Origin of the sequence: Candidatus Phytoplasma asteris (assembly GCF_038505995.1) — a bacterium.
Classification (GTDB): domain Bacteria; phylum Bacillota_I; class Bacilli_A; order Acholeplasmatales; family Acholeplasmataceae; genus Phytoplasma; species Phytoplasma asteris.
Map to the genome: position 1 here is coordinate 1 of NZ_CP128414.1, position 19,567 is coordinate 19,567.

At 23.7% G+C, this 19,567-nt stretch carries 18 protein-coding genes; 16 read left to right on the plus strand and 2 right to left on the minus strand.

Annotation, left to right across the window (positions count from 1 at the left end; all coding sequences use genetic code 11):
* The first annotated feature begins 235 nt into the window (after positions 1-235).
* Entirely contained in the window at positions 236-1,759 is a 1,524-nt protein-coding gene (gene dnaA, locus QN326_RS00005; protein ID WP_342386564.1) for a chromosomal replication initiator protein DnaA, read from the plus strand.
* Positions 1,760-2,345: 586 nt separating this feature from the next.
* A complete protein-coding gene (gene dnaN / locus QN326_RS00010; RefSeq protein ID WP_342386565.1) occupies positions 2,346-3,482 on the plus strand; it encodes a DNA polymerase III subunit beta in 1,137 nt (378 codons plus the stop codon).
* A gap of 241 nt (positions 3,483-3,723) precedes the next feature.
* On the opposite strand, the gene QN326_RS00015 is transcribed toward dnaN, so the two are convergent.
* Entirely contained in the window at positions 3,724-4,077 is a 354-nt protein-coding gene (locus QN326_RS00015) for a hypothetical protein (RefSeq protein WP_342386566.1), read from the minus strand.
* 343 nt (positions 4,078-4,420) lie between these two features.
* Here QN326_RS00015 and QN326_RS00020 point away from each other — a divergent pair, with 343 nt between their 5' ends.
* The 4 genes from QN326_RS00020 (at position 4,421) to QN326_RS00035 (ending at position 5,764) form a co-directional block, all read left to right on the plus strand.
* Positions 4,421-4,624: a hypothetical protein gene (locus QN326_RS00020; protein WP_342386567.1), complete on the plus strand. Its 204-nt coding sequence runs from the start codon at positions 4,421-4,423 to the stop codon at positions 4,622-4,624.
* A gap of 120 nt (positions 4,625-4,744) precedes the next feature.
* Positions 4,745-4,903 carry a hypothetical protein gene (locus tag QN326_RS00025; protein ID WP_157084473.1) on the plus strand — a complete coding sequence of 53 codons (159 nt, stop codon included), beginning with the start codon at positions 4,745-4,747 and terminating at the stop codon, positions 4,901-4,903.
* Positions 4,904-4,990: 87 nt separating this feature from the next.
* Positions 4,991-5,410 carry a hypothetical protein gene (locus QN326_RS00030; protein WP_011160378.1) on the plus strand — a complete coding sequence of 140 codons (420 nt, stop codon included), beginning with the start codon at positions 4,991-4,993 and terminating at the stop codon, positions 5,408-5,410.
* A gap of 81 nt (positions 5,411-5,491) precedes the next feature.
* Complete coding sequence (locus QN326_RS00035) at positions 5,492-5,764, plus strand: hypothetical protein (RefSeq protein ID WP_034172059.1); 273 nt, start codon at positions 5,492-5,494, stop codon at positions 5,762-5,764.
* 214 nt (positions 5,765-5,978) lie between these two features.
* Here QN326_RS00035 and QN326_RS00040 read toward each other — a convergent pair whose 3' ends face one another.
* Entirely contained in the window at positions 5,979-6,767 is a 789-nt protein-coding gene (locus QN326_RS00040; RefSeq protein ID WP_342386568.1) for a phosphatase PAP2 family protein, read from the minus strand.
* A gap of 1,419 nt (positions 6,768-8,186) precedes the next feature.
* Here QN326_RS00040 and QN326_RS00045 point away from each other — a divergent pair.
* From QN326_RS00045 to QN326_RS00090, 10 genes are all read left to right on the plus strand, one after another.
* Positions 8,187-9,503 (plus strand): bifunctional folylpolyglutamate synthase/dihydrofolate synthase, encoded by a 1,317-nt coding sequence (locus tag QN326_RS00045; RefSeq protein WP_342386569.1) that lies wholly within the window; start codon positions 8,187-8,189, stop codon positions 9,501-9,503.
* Between the two features lie 70 nt (positions 9,504-9,573).
* Positions 9,574-10,782, plus strand: a complete 1,209-nt coding sequence (locus QN326_RS00050) for a glycosyltransferase (protein WP_342386570.1) — start codon at positions 9,574-9,576, stop codon at positions 10,780-10,782.
* 170 nt (positions 10,783-10,952) lie between these two features.
* A complete protein-coding gene (locus QN326_RS00055; protein WP_342386571.1) occupies positions 10,953-12,200 on the plus strand; it encodes a glycosyltransferase in 1,248 nt (415 codons plus the stop codon).
* 546 nt (positions 12,201-12,746) lie between these two features.
* Positions 12,747-13,034, plus strand: coding sequence for a 30S ribosomal protein S6 (rpsF, locus tag QN326_RS00060; RefSeq protein WP_034172155.1), 288 nt, complete (start codon positions 12,747-12,749; stop codon positions 13,032-13,034).
* Positions 13,035-13,048: 14 nt separating this feature from the next.
* Complete coding sequence (locus QN326_RS00065; RefSeq protein ID WP_011160385.1) at positions 13,049-13,393, plus strand: single-stranded DNA-binding protein; 345 nt, start codon at positions 13,049-13,051, stop codon at positions 13,391-13,393.
* Between the two features lie 137 nt (positions 13,394-13,530).
* Entirely contained in the window at positions 13,531-13,770 is a 240-nt protein-coding gene (gene rpsR, locus QN326_RS00070; protein ID WP_342386572.1) for a 30S ribosomal protein S18, read from the plus strand.
* A gap of 94 nt (positions 13,771-13,864) precedes the next feature.
* A complete protein-coding gene (gene rplI, locus QN326_RS00075) occupies positions 13,865-16,414 on the plus strand; it encodes a 50S ribosomal protein L9 (protein ID WP_342386573.1) in 2,550 nt (849 codons plus the stop codon).
* Entirely contained in the window at positions 16,411-17,754 is a 1,344-nt protein-coding gene (gene dnaB, locus QN326_RS00080) for a replicative DNA helicase (RefSeq protein ID WP_034172153.1), read from the plus strand. The genes rplI and dnaB overlap by 4 nt, the downstream gene beginning before the upstream one ends.
* Positions 17,755-17,823: 69 nt before the next feature.
* A complete protein-coding gene (gene prfA, locus QN326_RS00085) occupies positions 17,824-18,879 on the plus strand; it encodes a peptide chain release factor 1 (protein WP_342386574.1) in 1,056 nt (351 codons plus the stop codon).
* A gap of 92 nt (positions 18,880-18,971) precedes the next feature.
* Positions 18,972-19,529 carry an L-threonylcarbamoyladenylate synthase gene (locus QN326_RS00090; protein ID WP_034172151.1) on the plus strand — a complete coding sequence of 186 codons (558 nt, stop codon included), beginning with the start codon at positions 18,972-18,974 and terminating at the stop codon, positions 19,527-19,529.
* Positions 19,530-19,567 lie beyond the last annotated feature (38 nt).

Below are 19,567 nucleotides of genomic sequence, written 5' to 3' on the forward strand. Positions count from 1 at the left end.
TTTTAAAAATAGTTATTAAAAATAAATTGTTTCCAAACTGTTAAAAATAGTTCCTAAAATGTTAATAAATTTTTCCTTAATTTGAGGGAAAAATAAAGTTAAAAGCTATTTTTTTTAGAATTAGGAACAAAAAAATGTGCTTCATAATAATAATAATTTAATAAAAAAATAATATAACAAATAAAAACAATAATTAAAATAAAATATTAAAGGTAATATTAAAGGTAATATTAAAATGAATAATTATAATAAAATTTGGGAAATAATTTTAAATGAACTATCAAAAATTTACAGTGATGAAGTTTTTAAAGAAACATTTTCCAATATTAAAAAAATAAACCAAATTGAAGAAAAAATTATAATTTCAGTAGAAACTGAATTTATTAAGAATAAAATATATAAAATGTATTTTGAAAAAATCAAAAAAATAACTAAATTAAAATTTGAAGAAAAAATTATAATTGAATTTGTTTCAGAAAAAAATAAAAAAAATAGTAATTTTGATGATGAAAAAAAACATTTTGAAAATCTTAAAGAAAAATTAGAAAATGAGAATAAAAATTATTTTTCCAAAATTGAAAATAATGAAAATAATGATGAATTCCAAAATAATAAATATTTTGAAAAAATTGAAAAAGACCAAATCGAAACTAAAACTGATAATGACAAAAATGTTGAAATTGAAAATAGAAAAATAAGTTTTAATAAATACAATTATGGAAATACCAATCCCAAGTATAGTTTTGATAATTTTGTTGTGGGAAAAAGTAATAATTTTGCCTTTAAAATTGCCAAAAAAATTGCTGAAGAAAAAAAAGTAACTACCAATCCGCTATATATTTTTGGAAAAGCAGGAATCGGAAAAACCCATCTAATTCAAGCAATTGGAAATCATATTTTGAAAAAAACACATTCAGCCAAAAAAGTTCTATATGTAAAAGCTGATGGATTTATTGAAGAATTTACAAACCAATTAAGAAAAGCCAAAATGGAGGATTTCAACGAAAAATACCGTGATATTGATCTTTTATTAGTTGATGATATCCAAATTATGGCAGGTGCTACAAGAACTCAAATGGAGTTTTTTAAATTATTTGATTATCTTTATTTAAACCAAAAACAAATTGTAATTACAAGTGATAAACAAGCCTCAGAACTAAAAAATATTATGATTAGATTAACTTCACGTTTTGAAGCTGGTCTTATGGTTGATATTCAAAGTCCTGATTTTAATCATCGTCTCAATATTTTGAAAAAGAAAATATTAGAATTTGAACCACAAAATCCTTTGAAAATAAAAAAAGATGTCCTTGATTTGATTGCTTCTTCTTTTGTTAATAATGTTCGTGAAATGGAAGGAGCTTTATTAAGATTGTTGAATTATGCCCAAACTTTTGGCTATGATATTGATATTAATATTGCCAATGAAGCTTTAGAACTTTTGATTAAAAGCAAAAAAAGTGTTTCTTATGATGAGGATGTTTTGGAAAAAATCAAATCAGTTGTTAGCAATTTTTTCAATATTTCAGTTCGTGATTTAATGAGTAAAAAAAGACAACAAAAATATACTTTACCGCGTCATATTGCTATGTATTTAATCAAAGAATTAAAAGATATTCCTTATAATATTGTTGGTAGTTTTTTCAAAAGAAACCATTCTGCAGTTTTTAAAGCTTATCAAAAAATTAAAAAAAATTCTCAAAGTGATTATGAATTAAAAAAATCCTTAGAACTTATTTTGAAAAAAATTAATTCTTAATAAGTGAATTAAATAATAAATGAATTGAATAAAATTGAATAATAATTAAATTAAAAATGAATTAATAAATTATCTATATTTTAAAAAAGTATCTTTTAATTATTCGATGATTTTTAACTTATTTTAGTCTGTTTTTGAAATTGTAATATAAATTATTAAAAGTAAGTTAAACATCAATTAAAATAACTTTAAACGTGTTTAAATGCCATTATATAAAATATTAACAATAAAATTAATAAAGATATAAAATAATTAATAAAGATATAAAATAATTAATAAAGATATAAAATAATTAATAAAGATATAAAATAATTAATAAAGATATAAAATAATTAATAAAGATATAAAATAATTAATAAAGATATAAAATAATTAATAAAGATATAAAATAATTAATAAAGATATAAAATAATTAATAAAGATATAAAATAATTAATAAAGATATAAAATAATTAATAAAGATATAAAATAATTAATAAAGATATAAAATAATTAATAAAGATATAAAATAATTAATAAAGATATAAAATAATTAATAAAGATATAAAATAATTAATACAACAAAAAGATAAATGAGGTTTAATAAATGTATTTAGAAATTAATAAAGATATTTTTTTGGAACAACTTTTAAAAATACAAAAAATTTTACCCCAAAAAACTTTTTTCCCTATTTTTAATGCTCTCAAAATCCAAACACAAGAAAATAACTTAATTTTAGAAGCTAATAATGGCAATATTGCAATTAAAATAGAAATTAAAGATGAAAGTTTAAAAATTAAAAAACAAGGTAAAATTGCTTGTTTAGGGAGATATTTTATTGAAATAATTAAAAAAATTAGTGATTCTTTAATTAAAATTACTGTAATGGAAAATAATTTTTTAGTAATTAAAACTAGTTTTTGTGAATATAAATTAAAATTAATGGATGTTTGTGATTTTTTAGAACTTGATTTTTCTTTCCAAAAATTAGATTCTTTTCAAATTGAAACTCATTTTTTAAAAAATATGATTAAAGAAATAAATATTTCTACTTCTAAAAATGAAAAAAGACCTATTTTAATGGGACTTAACTTGATTTATCAAAATAACCTTTTAAAAGCTTGTGCTACTGATTCTTTTCGAATGAGTCAAAAAAAAATCAATCTAGATATTGAATATCACAATTTTAATATTGTTATTCCTAATAAAAGTTTAGAAGAATTAAGTAAAATATTAGAACATTGTCAAAGTAAATATTTAAAAATTTATTCTGATACTCAAAAAATCTTTTTAGAAATTGATAATTTATGGTTTCAAACTTCACTTTTAGAAGGAAATTATCCCCAAATTCAAGAAATTAAACTTACAAATTTTCCTTTTTCTATTCATTTAAATAAAGATGATTTAATGAAAGCCTTAGAAAGAGTTTCATTGTTGTTTTCCAAAGAACAAATAAGTACTAATGTTATTAAATTTATTTTAACTAAACAAAATTCAATTGAAATTTCTTCTTCTAGTGAAAGTTTGGGAACTGCTTTGGAAAAAATTATTCCTTTAAAAGTTAGTGCAAATAGTTTCCAAATTGCTTTTAATGCTAAATATTTAGAAGATGTTTTAAAAGTTTTATCAGTTAAAGAAGTAGTTTTTTATTTTGATAATCCCTTAAAACCATTTATTATTACTACTTTGGAAAAAGATAGTTCTATTCATTTGATTCTGCCTATTCCTTTCGAAAATGATTGATATTGTTATATAATGGCAAGATAATAAAAAGAACAGTGTTAATCTTAATTGTCTAAATAAATGAAACAGTTAGTTATTAATTACTACAAATGATTTAATATTTAAACCAATATATTTCTTTTAGTTCTTTTTCAATTTCTTTTTTAAGGTTTTTAATGCATTGTTTTAATATATTTTGTTTATTTTGTTGGTTATAATTTTTGTTATCTTCTGTTACTTTTTCTTTGCTCCAAGTTAAAAATTAACTATACTCTCTTTCAATGTTTGGAAATATGTTTTTTTCATTTCTTGTTTCATATTTAGCTACACAATTATCCCATGACATGCTTTTTAAATCATTTAATATTTCTTCAATAATTCTATCAAATTGAATTTGGGTAATCTCTTTGCGATTACTTTCAAATGTATTTAATGTATTTGTATTTTGTTTTGTTTCTGGTTTTGGATCTTGCCAAAAAGTTGTTATCTCTAAACTAGAAGATGACGATTTATTTTTTGATGGTTTATTTTTTGATGGTTTATTTTTTGATGGTTTATTTTTTGATGGTTTTTGTTCAGATGGTTTGGTTGTTGTTGTTTTTATTTGGGATGGCACTTTGTTTGGTTTTTTAAAATATTGATATAAAAGAAAACTGCAAACACTCAAAAAGCAGCAATAAATAAAAATAGTTAATATTTTTTTACATTTTGATTCATATTATTTTATTCCTTGCTTCCTTTTGAAAATTGTTTTCTTTTTTAAAAAATATTTTATCCCTTACTTTTATTTTGCTTGTTTTTTTTGCAAGAAAAATACTAAGTAATTATAATTTTATTAAGTAAATTTATTTATATAAATATTAATAGTAATAAAAAATGGTATAATTATCATAAAGATTATAAATTATCTTTTTATTTTTATTATAATTATATTTATAAAAAACAAAATAGGAGCAAATATGAAGTTTAAATTAAATTTTAAAGTAAAATATATTAAATCCAAAATAACTCCTTTTAATATTTTAATATTGTGTTTATTTGTAGTGATTATTTTTTTAGGAGTTTCATATTTTAAATTTACACAACAAAATAAAAGAGATACAGAACAAGAATCAGATCAAAAAGTAAATTTATTATTAGATGAAAAAAAATTAGCGATTTAGAAAAATATTTAGAAAAAGAACAATTAAAAAAATTAGATTTTAGTAGAGATGAATTATTAAAAAGTGGTCTTTTTAGCAAAGAACAATTAAAAGATTATGATGAAGAAAGGGAATAATAAAATGTCTACATTAATAATAAAGTTAAAAGAAACTAAATATATAATATATTCTTTTATTGTTTTAAATATTATTTTATTTTTAGGTGGGTTTTTGTTAATTGTAAAAACATATAAAATTAAACAATTTAAAGATAAAGAAGTAGAAATAAAAGTAAAATAAAAAATAAGAAAAAAAGTAGGATATACTTTAAAACATTTAATTGAAAAAGGTCTTTCTTATAAACAAATTTTAGAACAATTAAAAACATTGTTTGGTGCTTTTGATCTTAAATATATTAAAAATAATGAAGGAAAACAAATATACACTATAAGTTATTTAAGACAAAAAGGGGATTATGAAGACAAAGAATTGGTAAAAGAAGGTTTTAATGTAGAAGATTTTAAAGAAATTGGTTACCAACTTCCTCAATTAATAGAAATTTTTAGTTTAAAAAAATTAAATAAATCAGGTTATAGTTTGGAAGAAATAAAAAATTTAGATCCTCAAACAGAAAGTTTTTTTTATTTAAAACAATTTAGTGCAAGAGATTTAAAAGATAAAGTTGGTTTTACTTTGCAAGAAATGCAATTATATAATTATAATCTGAAAGATTTTGCCAAAGGTGGCATTAGCATACAAGAAATAAAAGAAACACCAATATATATAAATCCTCCTAAATTAAAATAAACAGGTTTTACTTTTCAACAAATTAAAGAAGCGGGATATACACTTGATGATTTAGGATACAAATATGAAACACCAAATCCATTGCAAAATGAAACATTTATTCCTTTTCAAGAATTAAAAGATGCAGGTTATGATGCAAAAGATTTTAAAAATGCTAAATATCCAGCACAATATTTGAAAAATAATGGTTTTTCTTTGAAAGAATTAATGAATGCTGAATATAGATCATTTGATTTGAAAATAGCTGGATATATATTAGAAGAAATTAAAGAGTGTTTGACAAACCATCCAAATTCTTATTATAATATACAAAATATAGAACAAAATTATTATACTGAAAATGTTCATAATTAGATTTTAATTATATAATCCGTACTATCTTGTTTTTTATCATGTTATAATGGTGGTAATAAATAATTTTGGTTTTTCCAAAACCAAAACTTTAATTCTTTTACCTGTGTATTTTATTAGAAACTAATCATTATAACTTTTTTTGTAAAAAAGTGCTCAGCAATTCTAAATTTATTTCTATTTTGGTTATTATAGGTAATTTATTGACAAAAAAAGATTATCTTAATTGATATTCTTTTTTAATATTATTCATTTTTTTACCAACTAAAAAGAAAGTAGTTTCTACTAAAATAATTGCAATTATTCCATCCATTATATAATGTTGTTTTAAAACAAAAGTAGAAATAAAAACTAAAATAGCATAAAATAATTGTCCATAATTTAATATTTTAGGGATTTTCTTTTTATTTTTTTGGCGAAAACCAATATAACATAACCAACTTAAACTAACATGAAAACTTGGTAAATTATTAAGATGAAGATAATCATATTTATATAAATTTTGAATTAAAAAATCTACAAAACTTTTTTTTTCCTTAAATAAAAACTTATCCAACATTTGAACTGGGAAAACAAAAAATAAAATAAAACTAATAGCTAAAATTATAAAATAAGAAATGAATAATTGAAATATTATTTTTTTATCTAAATGTTTATATATCAAATAAGGAGCAATTAAAAACCACCACCAGCAGCTTATGATATAAATATAAATAAAATATTTAGAAAATTCCCAACTAGGGAATCCACTGCTTCCATTAATATTTAAATTTAATATTTTTACCCAATAATTATTAGTTTCTTCATTACCATATTCTTTAATTAGAATAATTGTTTTAAAAAAACCATTTTTATTCTTTTCAATTATATATAAAGAACCAAACCAAGTTATGTGTTGAATTAAAACAATAAATAAAAACCATAATATATATTTTTTAAGATATTTATTTTTACTATTTGTTTCTTTTTTTTCTAAATTGTTTCTTTGTAAAGTTTGTTTTTCCATTTTTAATAATTTAAACTCCTGTTATTTTTGTTATTTATAATATTGGATTTTATAATGATAATTTATTAAGAATTAAAAAAACGATATAAAAAAATAATAAAAATAAATTATTTTATAAAATTAAAGAAAACAAAAAAAGAAAGAACCAAAATACTTAAAAAATAAAACCACCTTTTATATTTTTTGATAACTACAATATCATTATTTTTGATGATTTTATTTTTTAAAATAATTGTATAGAAACTAATTATTAATATCATTATAGAAGTTAGAAAAGCATAAAACAATAACATAAACTCGTTAATTTCATATTTTGTTATTTCTCTCGAATAAGGATTTAACTTTTCATTATCAATTTTTATAAGTATAAACATTATTAAAAAATAAATCAAAGGATATATTATTCCTACATAATTTTTTTTTAATTTTATTATGCTTTTGTTTCGGAAAAAATAATAAAATATAAACATCAAAGATAAAATTTTGTGTTCAAAAAAATAATTAATTTTCAAAGTACCTGTTTTTGTTTCAATTAAACAAAAAAACATCACTATTAAACAATTAATCAAACAAACAAAACTTAAATAAAGGTAATATTTTGATTTTTTAAATTTATTATTTAAAGATAAGAGTAAAAAGATATTCACTGATAATGTGTTTTGTCTTGTGAATAAACCTAAAGTAAAAAAATTTCTTTTATTTTTATCATATGAAATTGTATCAATAGCCAAAAGAGAAGTGATAAAAGAAATAATTAAAGGCACATAAACTAAAAACTTTTTTGAAAAAACATTTTTTGCTTTTCTGTTTGTATTTGTATCTAAATTATTTTTATACATAAACATAAAAAATCCTTTATAATATTGTTTTTTAATTTTTAGATAAATAATATTTGATTAATTTAGAAAAACTTTTACTTATATTTTTTAATCCTTTTTTATTTTTAATAATTTTTTTATTTCTTGTTAGTATAATGTTGTTTTTAAAAAATTATTTAAAAGTATAACAGTAATATTATAACATTTTTATATTTTTGAAAGTTTCTTTTTTTAAAATATGATTTTTATTGACTCTAACTATTTTATTTATTTAGTCAAATTAATATTTATTTTTTTTGCTTACTTTATTTTACTAAGTAATAATTTATCCTTATTTTGCTTTTGAACCTTATTTTTGCAATATTTTTTGTGGTATAATAAACTTGTATTTACAATTTTAATTTATTATGTAGTTCAAAATAAGTTAATAAAAAACTAATAAAAACAAATTTACAATAGATATTAAAAATTCAAAAAAACAAAACAATTTAAAAAAACACCTTAAACAAATACATTCTATCAAACATTTAGTAATTTAAAAAATTTAATAATATCAAAGAAATCCTAAATATAAATAAATGCAGACAAACGGAAAATAAAAATGATTACTGAAATAACTAACATAAAAGAAGCTATTTTGTGGATTGAAAAAAGAGAAAATTTAGGCATGCGTTTAGGACTTTTGCGTGTTTTGGCTTTGTTAAAATTATTACATCATCCTGAAAAAAAATTAGCTATGATTCATATTGCAGGTACTAACGGCAAAGGTTCAACTGTTAATTATTTAAGTTCTTTATTGCAACAAAGTTGTTCCAAAGTAGGAACTTTTATTTCTCCTCATATTCAAAATTACAAAGAAAGAATTAAAATTAATGGCGAGACTATTTCTTGTAATGATTTAATAATTTGGGTTCGTAAAATTAAAAAGTTAGTAGACCAAGCAAGTCCCAATTCTGCTTTATTTAGCATTACTCCGTTTGAAATTATCACCGCTATTGCTTTTGATTATTTTTATCATAAAAAAGTTGATGTTTGTGTAATTGAAGTAGGTTTGGGAGGTCTTTTAGACAGTACTAATGTTATTTATCCCATCCTAACTGGAATTACTACCATTGGCAAAGATCACGAACATATTTTAGGAAAAACTCTTAAAGAAATTGCTTTTCAAAAAGCAGGAATTATTAAACCCAAAATTCCCTTAGTTACAGGAAATATTTCTCCAAAAGCTTTGTTAGTTATTGAACAACAAGCCATCAAAAACAAAACTCCCATTTATAAATTCAAAAAAGATTACAACATAACTTATTTAGGAATGCAAACTTGGCAAGAATGTTTTAATTTTAAAACAAAACAAATCACAATAAAAGCCATCAAAACTCCTTTAATAGGAAAATATCAACCTGAAAATGCTGCAATGGCAATCAAACTTTATTATTTATTTTGTCAGCTGAAAAAATTTCCTTTCTTAGAACAAAATGTTTTTACAGGCATTAGCAAAACTCAAATTCCAGCCAGAATGCAAAAACTAAATTCAAATCCTTTAATTATTTTAGATGGTGCTCACAATGTGCATGCCATAAGAAAATTAGTCCAAACAACAATCAAACAATTTAGTAACTACCGCATTTCTATTTTATTTTCTGCTTTGGAAAACAAAAATGTAGTTTCTATGTTGTGCCAATTATTAAAAATTCCCAAAGCCCACATTTATTTAACAACTTTTAATCATCCAAATAGTATTGAATTAGTACAAAAATATTTGTTTATTGCTCCACAAAGAATTACAAAAGTTTTTGATTGGCAAGACAAATTGAAGGATTTTTTACAACAAAACCAAACTCAAAATTGTAAAGATTTATTGTTAATTATAGGCTCTCTATATTTTGCCTCAGAAGTAATTCATTTTTTTGATATTTAAATATTTTTAATATTTTAAAAACATCAAATTTAATTTACACAACTTTAAAAAACTTAAAGAGGAATCAAAAATGAAAATAGGTTTTTTTACTGATACATACTTACCAATTATTGGAGGTATTCCTATCTCTGTTAAATCTCATAAAGATAGTTTAGAAAAATTAGGACATAAAGTTTATATAATTACTCCTCAAGGACCTAAGAATTATGAAGAAAAAGATGCTTCAATAATAAGAATTAAAGGAATACCAATACCTTTTAAAGGTATTGAAGGTCATCGTGTCGTATTGAGGTTCAAAAAATATTTATCTCTTGTAAAAGATCTTAATTTAGATATTATCCATATTCATACTGAATTTCCTATGGGTAAATTAGGTATTTATGCTTCTCAAAAATTAAATATACCATCCGTTTATACTATGAACACCATGCACGAATATTTTTTTAATAAAAGCAAAAATATTGGAATAAAAATATTTAAATTATTTTTTATATTAGCTAATAGAAAAGCTTTAAAAAAATTTATTTCCAAAACACATTCTACAATTGTTCCTACTCATAAAATTTTAACTTTATTAGAAAAAGATTACAATATCAAAGGAAAATATAATGTTGTTCCTACAGGAATCAATTTAGAACAATTTTATTCCCAAAACCACTCTTTAGAAGAAATTCAAGCTTTAAAAGTTAAATTTAATTTAGTAAATGATTTTGTTTGTCTTTATGTAGGTAGGTTGTCACCTGAAAAAGACATTTCTTATTTGATTAGTGCTTTTGCTTCTTTTTGTCAAAATCATCCTCAAAGTAAATTTGTGATTGTTGGCGATGGTCCTGAAAAAAAAGCTCTCCAAAAACAAGTAAAACAATTACAAATCGAAAATAATGTTTTGTTTTTGGGATTTGTTCCTTATGATAATTTAGTAATTTATTATCAATTGGGAAATTGTTTTTTGAGTGCTTCTTTATTTGAGACTCAAGGTTTAACTTTTGTAGAAGCGATGGCATCTTCTTTGGTTTTGTTAGCTAGACACGATCAAGCATTAGATGGTTTAATTGATAATGGAAATAATGGTTTTTTTTATCATCAAAAAGAAGAATTAATCAATTATTTAAGTCTTTTATACAATGATAATAAAAAAACTAAAACAATGTCTATGAATGCCAAAAACTCAATACTTAATTATGATCAAACAAGTTTTGCTTCTAAAATGATCCAAATTTATAAAGAAGCGATAAAAACTAATAAAGAAAACAATAACCAAAACAATAACCATAATTAATTATTTTTACCCTTTTTATTATTTTTCCTTATTCCCTAATTATTTCAACTTTTTAGTTATTAAAAAATATAAATTTATTTTTTATTTTTGTTGCTATTACTATTACAATTTGCTATGTTTTCATTAAGATAAAAAAGTATGACAATGACAATAATAAGGAGGTTTTTTGTTTGAAAATAGGAATTTTTACCGATTCATATAAACCTTTAATTAGTGGTGTTGTTGTTTCTTGTGATTCTCTAAGAGAAGGTTTGGAAGCTTTGGGACATGAAGTCTATATTATTACAACTAACTGTCCAAAAGTCAAACAAGAAAAAGATTCTCGCGTAATAAGAATTAAAGGAATGCCATTGCCTTTTAAAATTTTTAAAGATTATCGTTGGGTTTTAAGTTATAAAAAACATCTTTTTAAAATCAAAGCCCTTAATTTAGATGTAATTCATGTTCATACTGAATTTGGGGTAGGTTCTTTAGGACTTTTAGCTAAAAAAAAATTAAATTTGCCTTTAGTTTATACAACACACACAATGTATGTTGCCTTTTTTGATACTCAAAAATCTTTTATTGTTAAATGTTTTAAAAAACCCATTTTAAAATATGTAGACTATCTTTTTACTAAATTTATTTTTAATAGTGATGTCAATATTTTACCTACTAAAAAAGTGTTGTATTTTTTAGAAAATCGCTATTCTAATAAAGTTAATGATACTTCTAAAATCAATTATCAAATTGTTCCAACAGGTTTTAATTTAGAAAAATTTTATTGTCACAATCATTCACCAGAAAAAGTTTTTTCATTAAAACAACAATTAGGACTTAAAGATTCATTTGTATGTCTTTATGTAGGAAGAATATCTGCTGAAAAAGAAATTGATTATTTGATGGATGCTTTTACTTCTTTTCACCTTCAAAATCCCAAAAGTAAATTTTTAATTATTGGTGATGGACCTGAAAGAAAAAATTTAGAAAAAAAAGCCAAAAAACTTAATTTAGATGATAAAATCATTTTTTTAGGATTTGTTGCTTATGATAAGTTAGGAATTTATTATCAATTAGGAAATGTCTTTATTAATGCATCTTTATTTGAAACTCAAGGACTTACATATATTGAAGCACTAGCTGCTTCTTTGCCTTGTGTAGTGCGTTTTGATCAAGCATTAGAAGGAGTAATTAAACATGAACAAAATGGATTTTTTTATCATAACCAAGAACAATTAATTACAATTCTTACTTCCTTATATCAAAATCCAGATAATTTTAAACAATTATCATATCAAGCTCAAAAATCAGTTAATTTATATACTCAAAAGACTTTTGTAACTAATGTTTTAGAAGTTTATAATCAAGCTATTGATAATCATAAATTAAAAAAACAAAAATTAATTCAACATCAAAAAGAAACTTCAGATAAGATTTAATTATAAAGAACAAAAAAAAGATCAAATTATTTATTTTTAATAAGTAATTTAATCTTTTAATATTTTATTTATTATGATGTTATTTTGAAAGTTTTCAAAAAATTATTTTACTATTTTGAGAATCTAAATATATTTCTACTAATTGAGATACAATAAAAACACTTATCCAAAACCATTTTTTATTTGATAAAGGTATTTTATCATACCAATTTTCTTTATAAGTTCCTTTTGTTTTTATTTTTGAATACACTTTATTTTAACTAAAAAAAACACTTAATAAAACAACAAATTATTTATTTTTCATCAATTTTATTCACATCTTATTTCATTTTTACAAAAATTCCCAACTTTAAAATTACTTTTTTTATTTTTTTATTACCTTATCCAACTAAAAAACCTATAAATATTAAAGTTTTGTCATCTAATTAACTCAAAAAAATATTTTTTTGTTATAATATTAATGTCTTATAAATTATAAAATAAAATGCTTATTCCTTGTCTTTACAATTTAGAGATAAAGACCGCGTAGGCCATAAGGAGAAAAAAATGAAAAAATACGAAATAATGTATATTTTACGCCCCAATTTAGACAGCAAAGACGTTAAAAAAATTAATGACACTTTGCAAAATGTTTTTTTACAAGCCCCAAATCAAATTTTGGAACAAAACGAAATAGGATTAAAAGACCTAGCTTATCTTATTGATAATCATAAAAAAGGATATTACAATTGGTTAATGGTAAAAGCAGATAATGATGCTGTTTTAGAATTTAATCGTATTGTTAAAATTACTGAAGAAATTATTAGATTTATCTTTATCAAAGATAAAGAATAAGGAGTTTAATTCATATGATTAATAAAGTTATTTTAGTAGGTCGCATTACCAAAGACCCAGAACTAAAAAATACTAATAGTGGTACTTATGTTGTTAAATTTACTTTGGCAGTTAATAGAATTGTAAGTGCTTCTAGCGAAAAAAAAACTGATTTTATCAATTGTACTGTTTTTGGTAAACAAGCTGAAAATTTAGAAAAATATATTTCTAAAGGTGCTTTAATAGGTGTTGAAGGAAACATTAGAGTAGAAACTTGGGAAAAAGACGGTGTAACTAATTGGCAAACTAGTGTTGTTTGTAACAATGTCCAATTCTTAGAATCTAAAAAAAATCCTGATAATGCTTATGACAATTTCTAAAATTAAAAACAATTCTTAAATTAACTGATATAAAATAATAAACAAATATCACAATCAAATCTTAAAACAAAAACATTAAATACAAGAGAACCAAACCAAACAACAATAAATATTTTCAATTTCAAAAGGAGCTACAAATGAAATTCAACAATAAAAAAAATACTTTTAAAAAACGTCGCAAAGTTTGTTTTTTTACTGAAAACAAAGTAACTAAAATTGATTTTAAAGACATAGAACTTTTACAAAGATTTATTACTGACCGTGGAAGAATTCTTTCTAGAAGAGTAACAAATACTTCTGCTAAATGGCAACGTCAATTGGCAATTGCTATTAAAAGAGCTCGCCATATGGCTTTAATTCCTTTTATCAAACAATAAAAACAGGTGTTGCATCCTGTTTTTTTTATTAATTGCAAATATTAAAAACCAAATTTATCTAATTATTTAAATGCAAATGAGGGCAAAAAAAATTATGTTTTCTAAAAATAAACATAACACAAAATTTATTGTAATTGCTTGTGTAATTGTTGTTTTAATTTTAATTCTTTTTTGTTTGGATTTCCAAAATATCCAAGAAATTATCGAAACAATTAATCAATTAACCAACAATCAAAACCCAACCCAAAATACTGCCAGCGAAATGAGTGGTATGCGTCGTAAAATCATTTTTTTCATTTTTAACTTTTTTGGAAAAATCATTTTAGCATCCTTTGTTATCAGTTTTTTGCTTCACATTAAAAAAAACGCCCAAATTAAAAGATTAAAAAACAAACTTTCTTTATGGTCTAAATTATCTTTTCACGTAAGTCAAATTGGAGAAGAAGTACTTAACGAACTTCCTATTGGTATTGTTTTAATTGATATTTCTAGTCAAGAAATTCAGTGGCTCAATCCTTACGCCAGTTTTATTTTGAAAAATCCTGAAATCAATTCGCCCTTAGCTCAAATTAATGAAAATATGGCACAACTAATAAGCACTTCTGATGCAATCCCCAAAACTATTATCACTTTGGAAAACAAAAAATTTGAATGTTTTTATAAAAAAGATTTAAATGTTTTTTACTTGTTTGATGCTACCGAAAAAGAACAAATCAAACATTTATTTTTACAAAAAACCTTAGCTCTTGCCATGATTACTTTTGATAATTTAGCAGAATCCTTAATTCGTTATGATCTTTCAGAACAATCACAAATACAAGGTGAATATTTAAGTGCTTTATCTGATTACATTGAACCTTATGAAGGTTATTTAAAACAATTGATAGACGACCGTTTTTTACTTCTTCTTAACCGCCAAAACTTAGATAAAATGTTAGAAAATAAATTTATTATTTTGGATACCATCCGCAACATTTCTTACAAATATCAATTAAAAGTTACTCTTTCTATGGGAATTGCTTGTTGGAATTTGTCATATGAAAAACTGGCTACCTACAGTCAAAATGCAATTGAATTAGCCCAAAAAAGGGGTGGCGATCAAGTAGTTGTTAATATTGAAAATGAAAAAATTAAATATTTTGGTGCCAAAATTGCTTCTTTAAGTAAACAATCCAAAGTTCATGCCCGTATTAATGCCCAAAATTTGGTCGATATTTTGAAAAAACACCGCCATTGTTTTATCATGGGACACACTCACACCGACCTTGATGCTTTGGGTTCTGTCATTGCTTTTTACAAAATTGCAACCACTATCCATCCTGAAAGCAACAATTATATTATCCTTGATGAAGAAAAATTAGACAAAAGCCTCATTCCTGTTTATAATCAATTAATTAAAACTGAGGCAAAAACATCTCTAAATATTATTACAACCCAACAAGCCTCCAAAATGATTAAAGACAATTCCTTAATTGCAGTTTTGGATACTCAAACTAAAGATATGGTAAATAGTCCCGAACTTTTGTCACTAACGTCCAATATTGTAGTTGTTGATCACCACCGCGCTACCGAAGAAATTATTCCTTCTATTTTTTCTTACGTCGAATCATCTGCTTCTTCAACTGTTGAATTGCTTGTTGAAGTTATGGGATTTTTGGAAAAAGAAGTCCACATTACTGCTTTTGAAGCAAGCATTATGTATGCAGGTATTTTAATTGATACTAACGCTTTTATTTATCGTACAAGTTCTAGAACTTTTGAAGTAGCTTCCAAATTAAAAGATTTAGGCGCTGATGCAATTGAGGTTAAAAGTTGGTTACGTAAAGACTTTGATAAAGTTTTAGAAATTAATAAACTGATTTCTGAAATGGAAATTTTTATGGATAGATTTGCTATTATTCAAAGTTCTGAAATTTATGAAAATCGTTCTTTTTTAGCTCAAGTGGCAGAAAGTGTTCTAAACATTCGCAACGTTGATGCTGCCTTTATGATAGCTCAAATAGCAGATAATAAAATAGCAATTAGTGCTCGTTCTTACAATGAAATTAACGTTCAAACTATCATGGAACAAATGGAAGGTGGAGGACATCTCAATAGCGCTGCTACTCAATTAGAAGGAACTAATATCAAAACAGTTACAGATACTTTAAAACATTTTTTAAAATTAGAATATGAAAAAGGTGAAAAGAATATGGAAATTATTTTGTTAACTGACATTCCTAATAAAGGAAAAAAACACGAAATTATTAAAGTTAATAATGGTTATGGCAATTTTTTAATTCAAAATAAAAAAGCTCTTTTAGCAGACAAAACCAATTTAGCTGCAATTAAACAATCCCAAATGTTAGAACAAGAACAAAAACGTAATCACGAACTTTTAATGCATAAATTAAAACAAGAAATTGATGACAAAAAAATTACTCTAGATATTCAATTAGGACCTAAAGGAAAAATTTATGGAAAAATTACTCTCAAACAAATTGCTGAAGAATTTTTAAAAGTTCATAATATTACTCTTGACCGCAAAAAAATATCTTTAGAAGGCGAAATCATTGCTATTGGTATTTATCCTGTTGATGTTTTTCTAACTGATCAAATTAAGGCTACTTTTTTCCTTAATGTGACTGAAAGAAAAAGCAAATGACCAATTATTCTAAAAATACTCCTTCAAGTCCTGAAGCAGAACGTGCTTTGTTAGGAGCTTTACTTTTAAACCCTGAAAAAATAGCTTTTACCTTAGATATGATTGCAGAAACTGACTTTTACAGCTCTCATCACCAACATATTTTTAGAGCAATGAAAACTTTGCATGAAACTAACAAACAAATTGATTATTCTTCAGTAAGTGCTATTTTAGACAATGAAAAATTATTACAACAAATAGGAAATATCGATTATTTAAATGAATTATCTGATTTGATGCCTTCTACTCAACATATAGAAACCTATATTGATTTAATTAAGGAAACTGCTTTAAAAAGAGAAATTATCGAAACTGTCACTTCATTAGCACAAAAAGGATACGAAAACATTGATGTCCAAGAATATTTGGATTTTTCAGAAGAAAAAATCTTTAATTTAACTAAAAACAAAAAAACCAGTGAATTATTAAAATTAAAAATTTTGTTAAAAGAAATTAAAGAAAAAAATATTCTTGCCAAACGCCATAAAGATTTAGTAGGTCTTTCCACTGGATATGATAATCTCAACAATATTACTTTAGGATTTAAGCCCGAAGAATTTATTATTTTAGCTGCTCGTCCTTCCATGGGAAAAAGTACTTTTATGCTTAATTTAGCTCTCAGAATTGCAAATCCCAAACACAATTATCAATCCCCTCATATTGCTATTTTTAGTTTAGAAATGTCAAACGAACAATTAGCTATGCGCATGTTAAGCACTCAATCAAAAATACAGCACAAAAAAATTCAATTGGGTAACACAAACAGAGAAGAAAAATTTTTGTTAGAAATATCAATGGAAAAAATGGATGATCTAAATATTTATTTTGATGATTCAGCTACAGTAAATATTTTAGATATTAAAGCTAAATGTCGCAAACTTAAAAGTCAAAACAAACTTGATATTGTAATGATAGATTATTTGCAACTTATCCGCAAAACTAATAAACACAACCGTCAAGAAGAAGTAGCAGAAATTTCTCAAAGTTTAAAACAAATGGCACGTGAATTAAAAATTCCTGTTATTGCCCTTTCACAATTATCAAGGGATGTAGAAAAAAGAGAAGACAAACGTCCCATTTTGGCTGACCTCAGAGATTCAGGTTCAATTGAACAAGACGCCGATATTGTAATGTTTTTGTACCGAGAAGGTTATTATGAAAAGGACAAAAAACCCGATTCTTCTGGACACACCCAAGTTATTATTGCCAAAAATCGTCAAGGATCAATTGGTATTAGAGAATTTATACTTGATTTTGATCATATGTTTTTTTCAGAAATCGAACCTAATATAAATGAATAAAAAAGCATTTTGATTGATTAAAATATTTTTTTAACCCCCCATTCTTTTTTAAAAAACAAAGAGGTAAATATGCTTGACAGATTAAAAATAATAAAACAAAAATATCAAGATTTACAAAAACTTTTGTTAAACGAACAAAACATAAACCAAAAAATTGACATTTTAAAAAATTTATCAAAATTAGAACCCACAGTAGAACTTTTTAACCGATACTTAAATTTAGAAACCGAATTTACTCAAATACAGACAATTTTAGAAACCCAACAAGATCAAGAATTATTGCTTTTAGCACACCAAGAAAAAGATACTATTTTGTCAGAAAAAAAAACTACCTTAGATCAATTAAAAATTTTGCTCTTACCCCAAGATCCTTTTGATAAAAAAAATGTTGTCTTAGAAATTAAAGGTGCATCTGGTGGCAACGAAGCGAATCTTTTTGCAGCTGATTTATTACGAACCTATGTTAAATACGCCGAAAGCAAAAAATGGAAAGTCGAAATCCTCAATCTAAATCCCAGCATTAAAGGCGGTCTTTCTTCCGTAGAACTTTTAATTTCTGGAAAAAATATTTATTCTTTTTTAAAGTATGAATCAGGTGTGCATCGCGTCCAACGTGTTCCTGCTACCGAAGCCCAAGGGCGAATTCACACTTCTACTGCTGTTGTTTTGGTAGTTCCCGAAGCAGAAGAATTAGAATTAAAAATTGATTGGCATGACATTCGCACCGACACTTTTAATTCTAGCGGACCTGGTGGACAATCAGTAAACACTACTAAATCAGCTGTTAGACTTACTCATATACCTTCGGGAATTAGTGTTGCTTGTCAAGAAGGAAAAAGCCAGCACGAAAACAAAGATAAAGCATTTACCATTTTAAAAACACGCATTTATAATCAAATGTTAACCGCTAAACAAGAAGAAGAAAACAAACACAGAAAAAATTTAGTAGGAACTGGTGAAAGAAGCGAAAAAATAAGAACATACAATTACCCCCAAAATCGTATAACAGATCACAGAATTGGACTTACTTTACAAAAATTAGATATTATTATGGAAGGTAAACTCGATTTAGTTATTGAACCTTTGATTCATGAAGCCCAAAAAGAACAACTTGCCCAAAGTTAGTTTTGATGCAATTTCTTTTAAAAAACCAAAATAAAAACAATTCAATTAAAAAAACCAGTTTAAGATAAATAAAGATAAATAAAGGAATTATTGTGAAACCAAAAGATATTATTATTTTTCCAACCGATACAGTTTATGGTATGGGCGCTAAATTATATGATAAAAAAGGACTCAATTGCATTTATCAAATTAAAAAAAGACCTTTAAATAAAAGTATTGTTGTTTTGTGTGCATCTTTACAACAAGCAAAAAAATTGGTCCAATTTAGTCCCCAAAGCCTTAAATTAGCTCTGCATTTTTGGCCAGGCCCTTTAACTTTAATTCTGCCTACCACTTTGAAATATTTTTCTAAAACAAAGGCAAAAACTTTAGGAATAAGAATCCCCAATCATCCTTTAGCTTTGGAAATTTTAAAAAAAAATGGTCCTTTAAAGACCACTTCTGTTAATCAAAGCAATCATCCTCCACTAAATGATTACCAAACTATTTTTAATATTTATTACAATAAAGTCGCCTTAATTTATCAAAACTATCACCCGATTTTAAAAATATCTTCAACTATTGTTGATCTAAACACTTTTCAACCAGTTATTTTAAGGCAAGGAACAATTACTCAAGAAGAAATTTTACAAATCTTAAAACCTTTGTGACCGTCAAAAAATTGTAAGTTATGTGCTTAGTTTTCAAA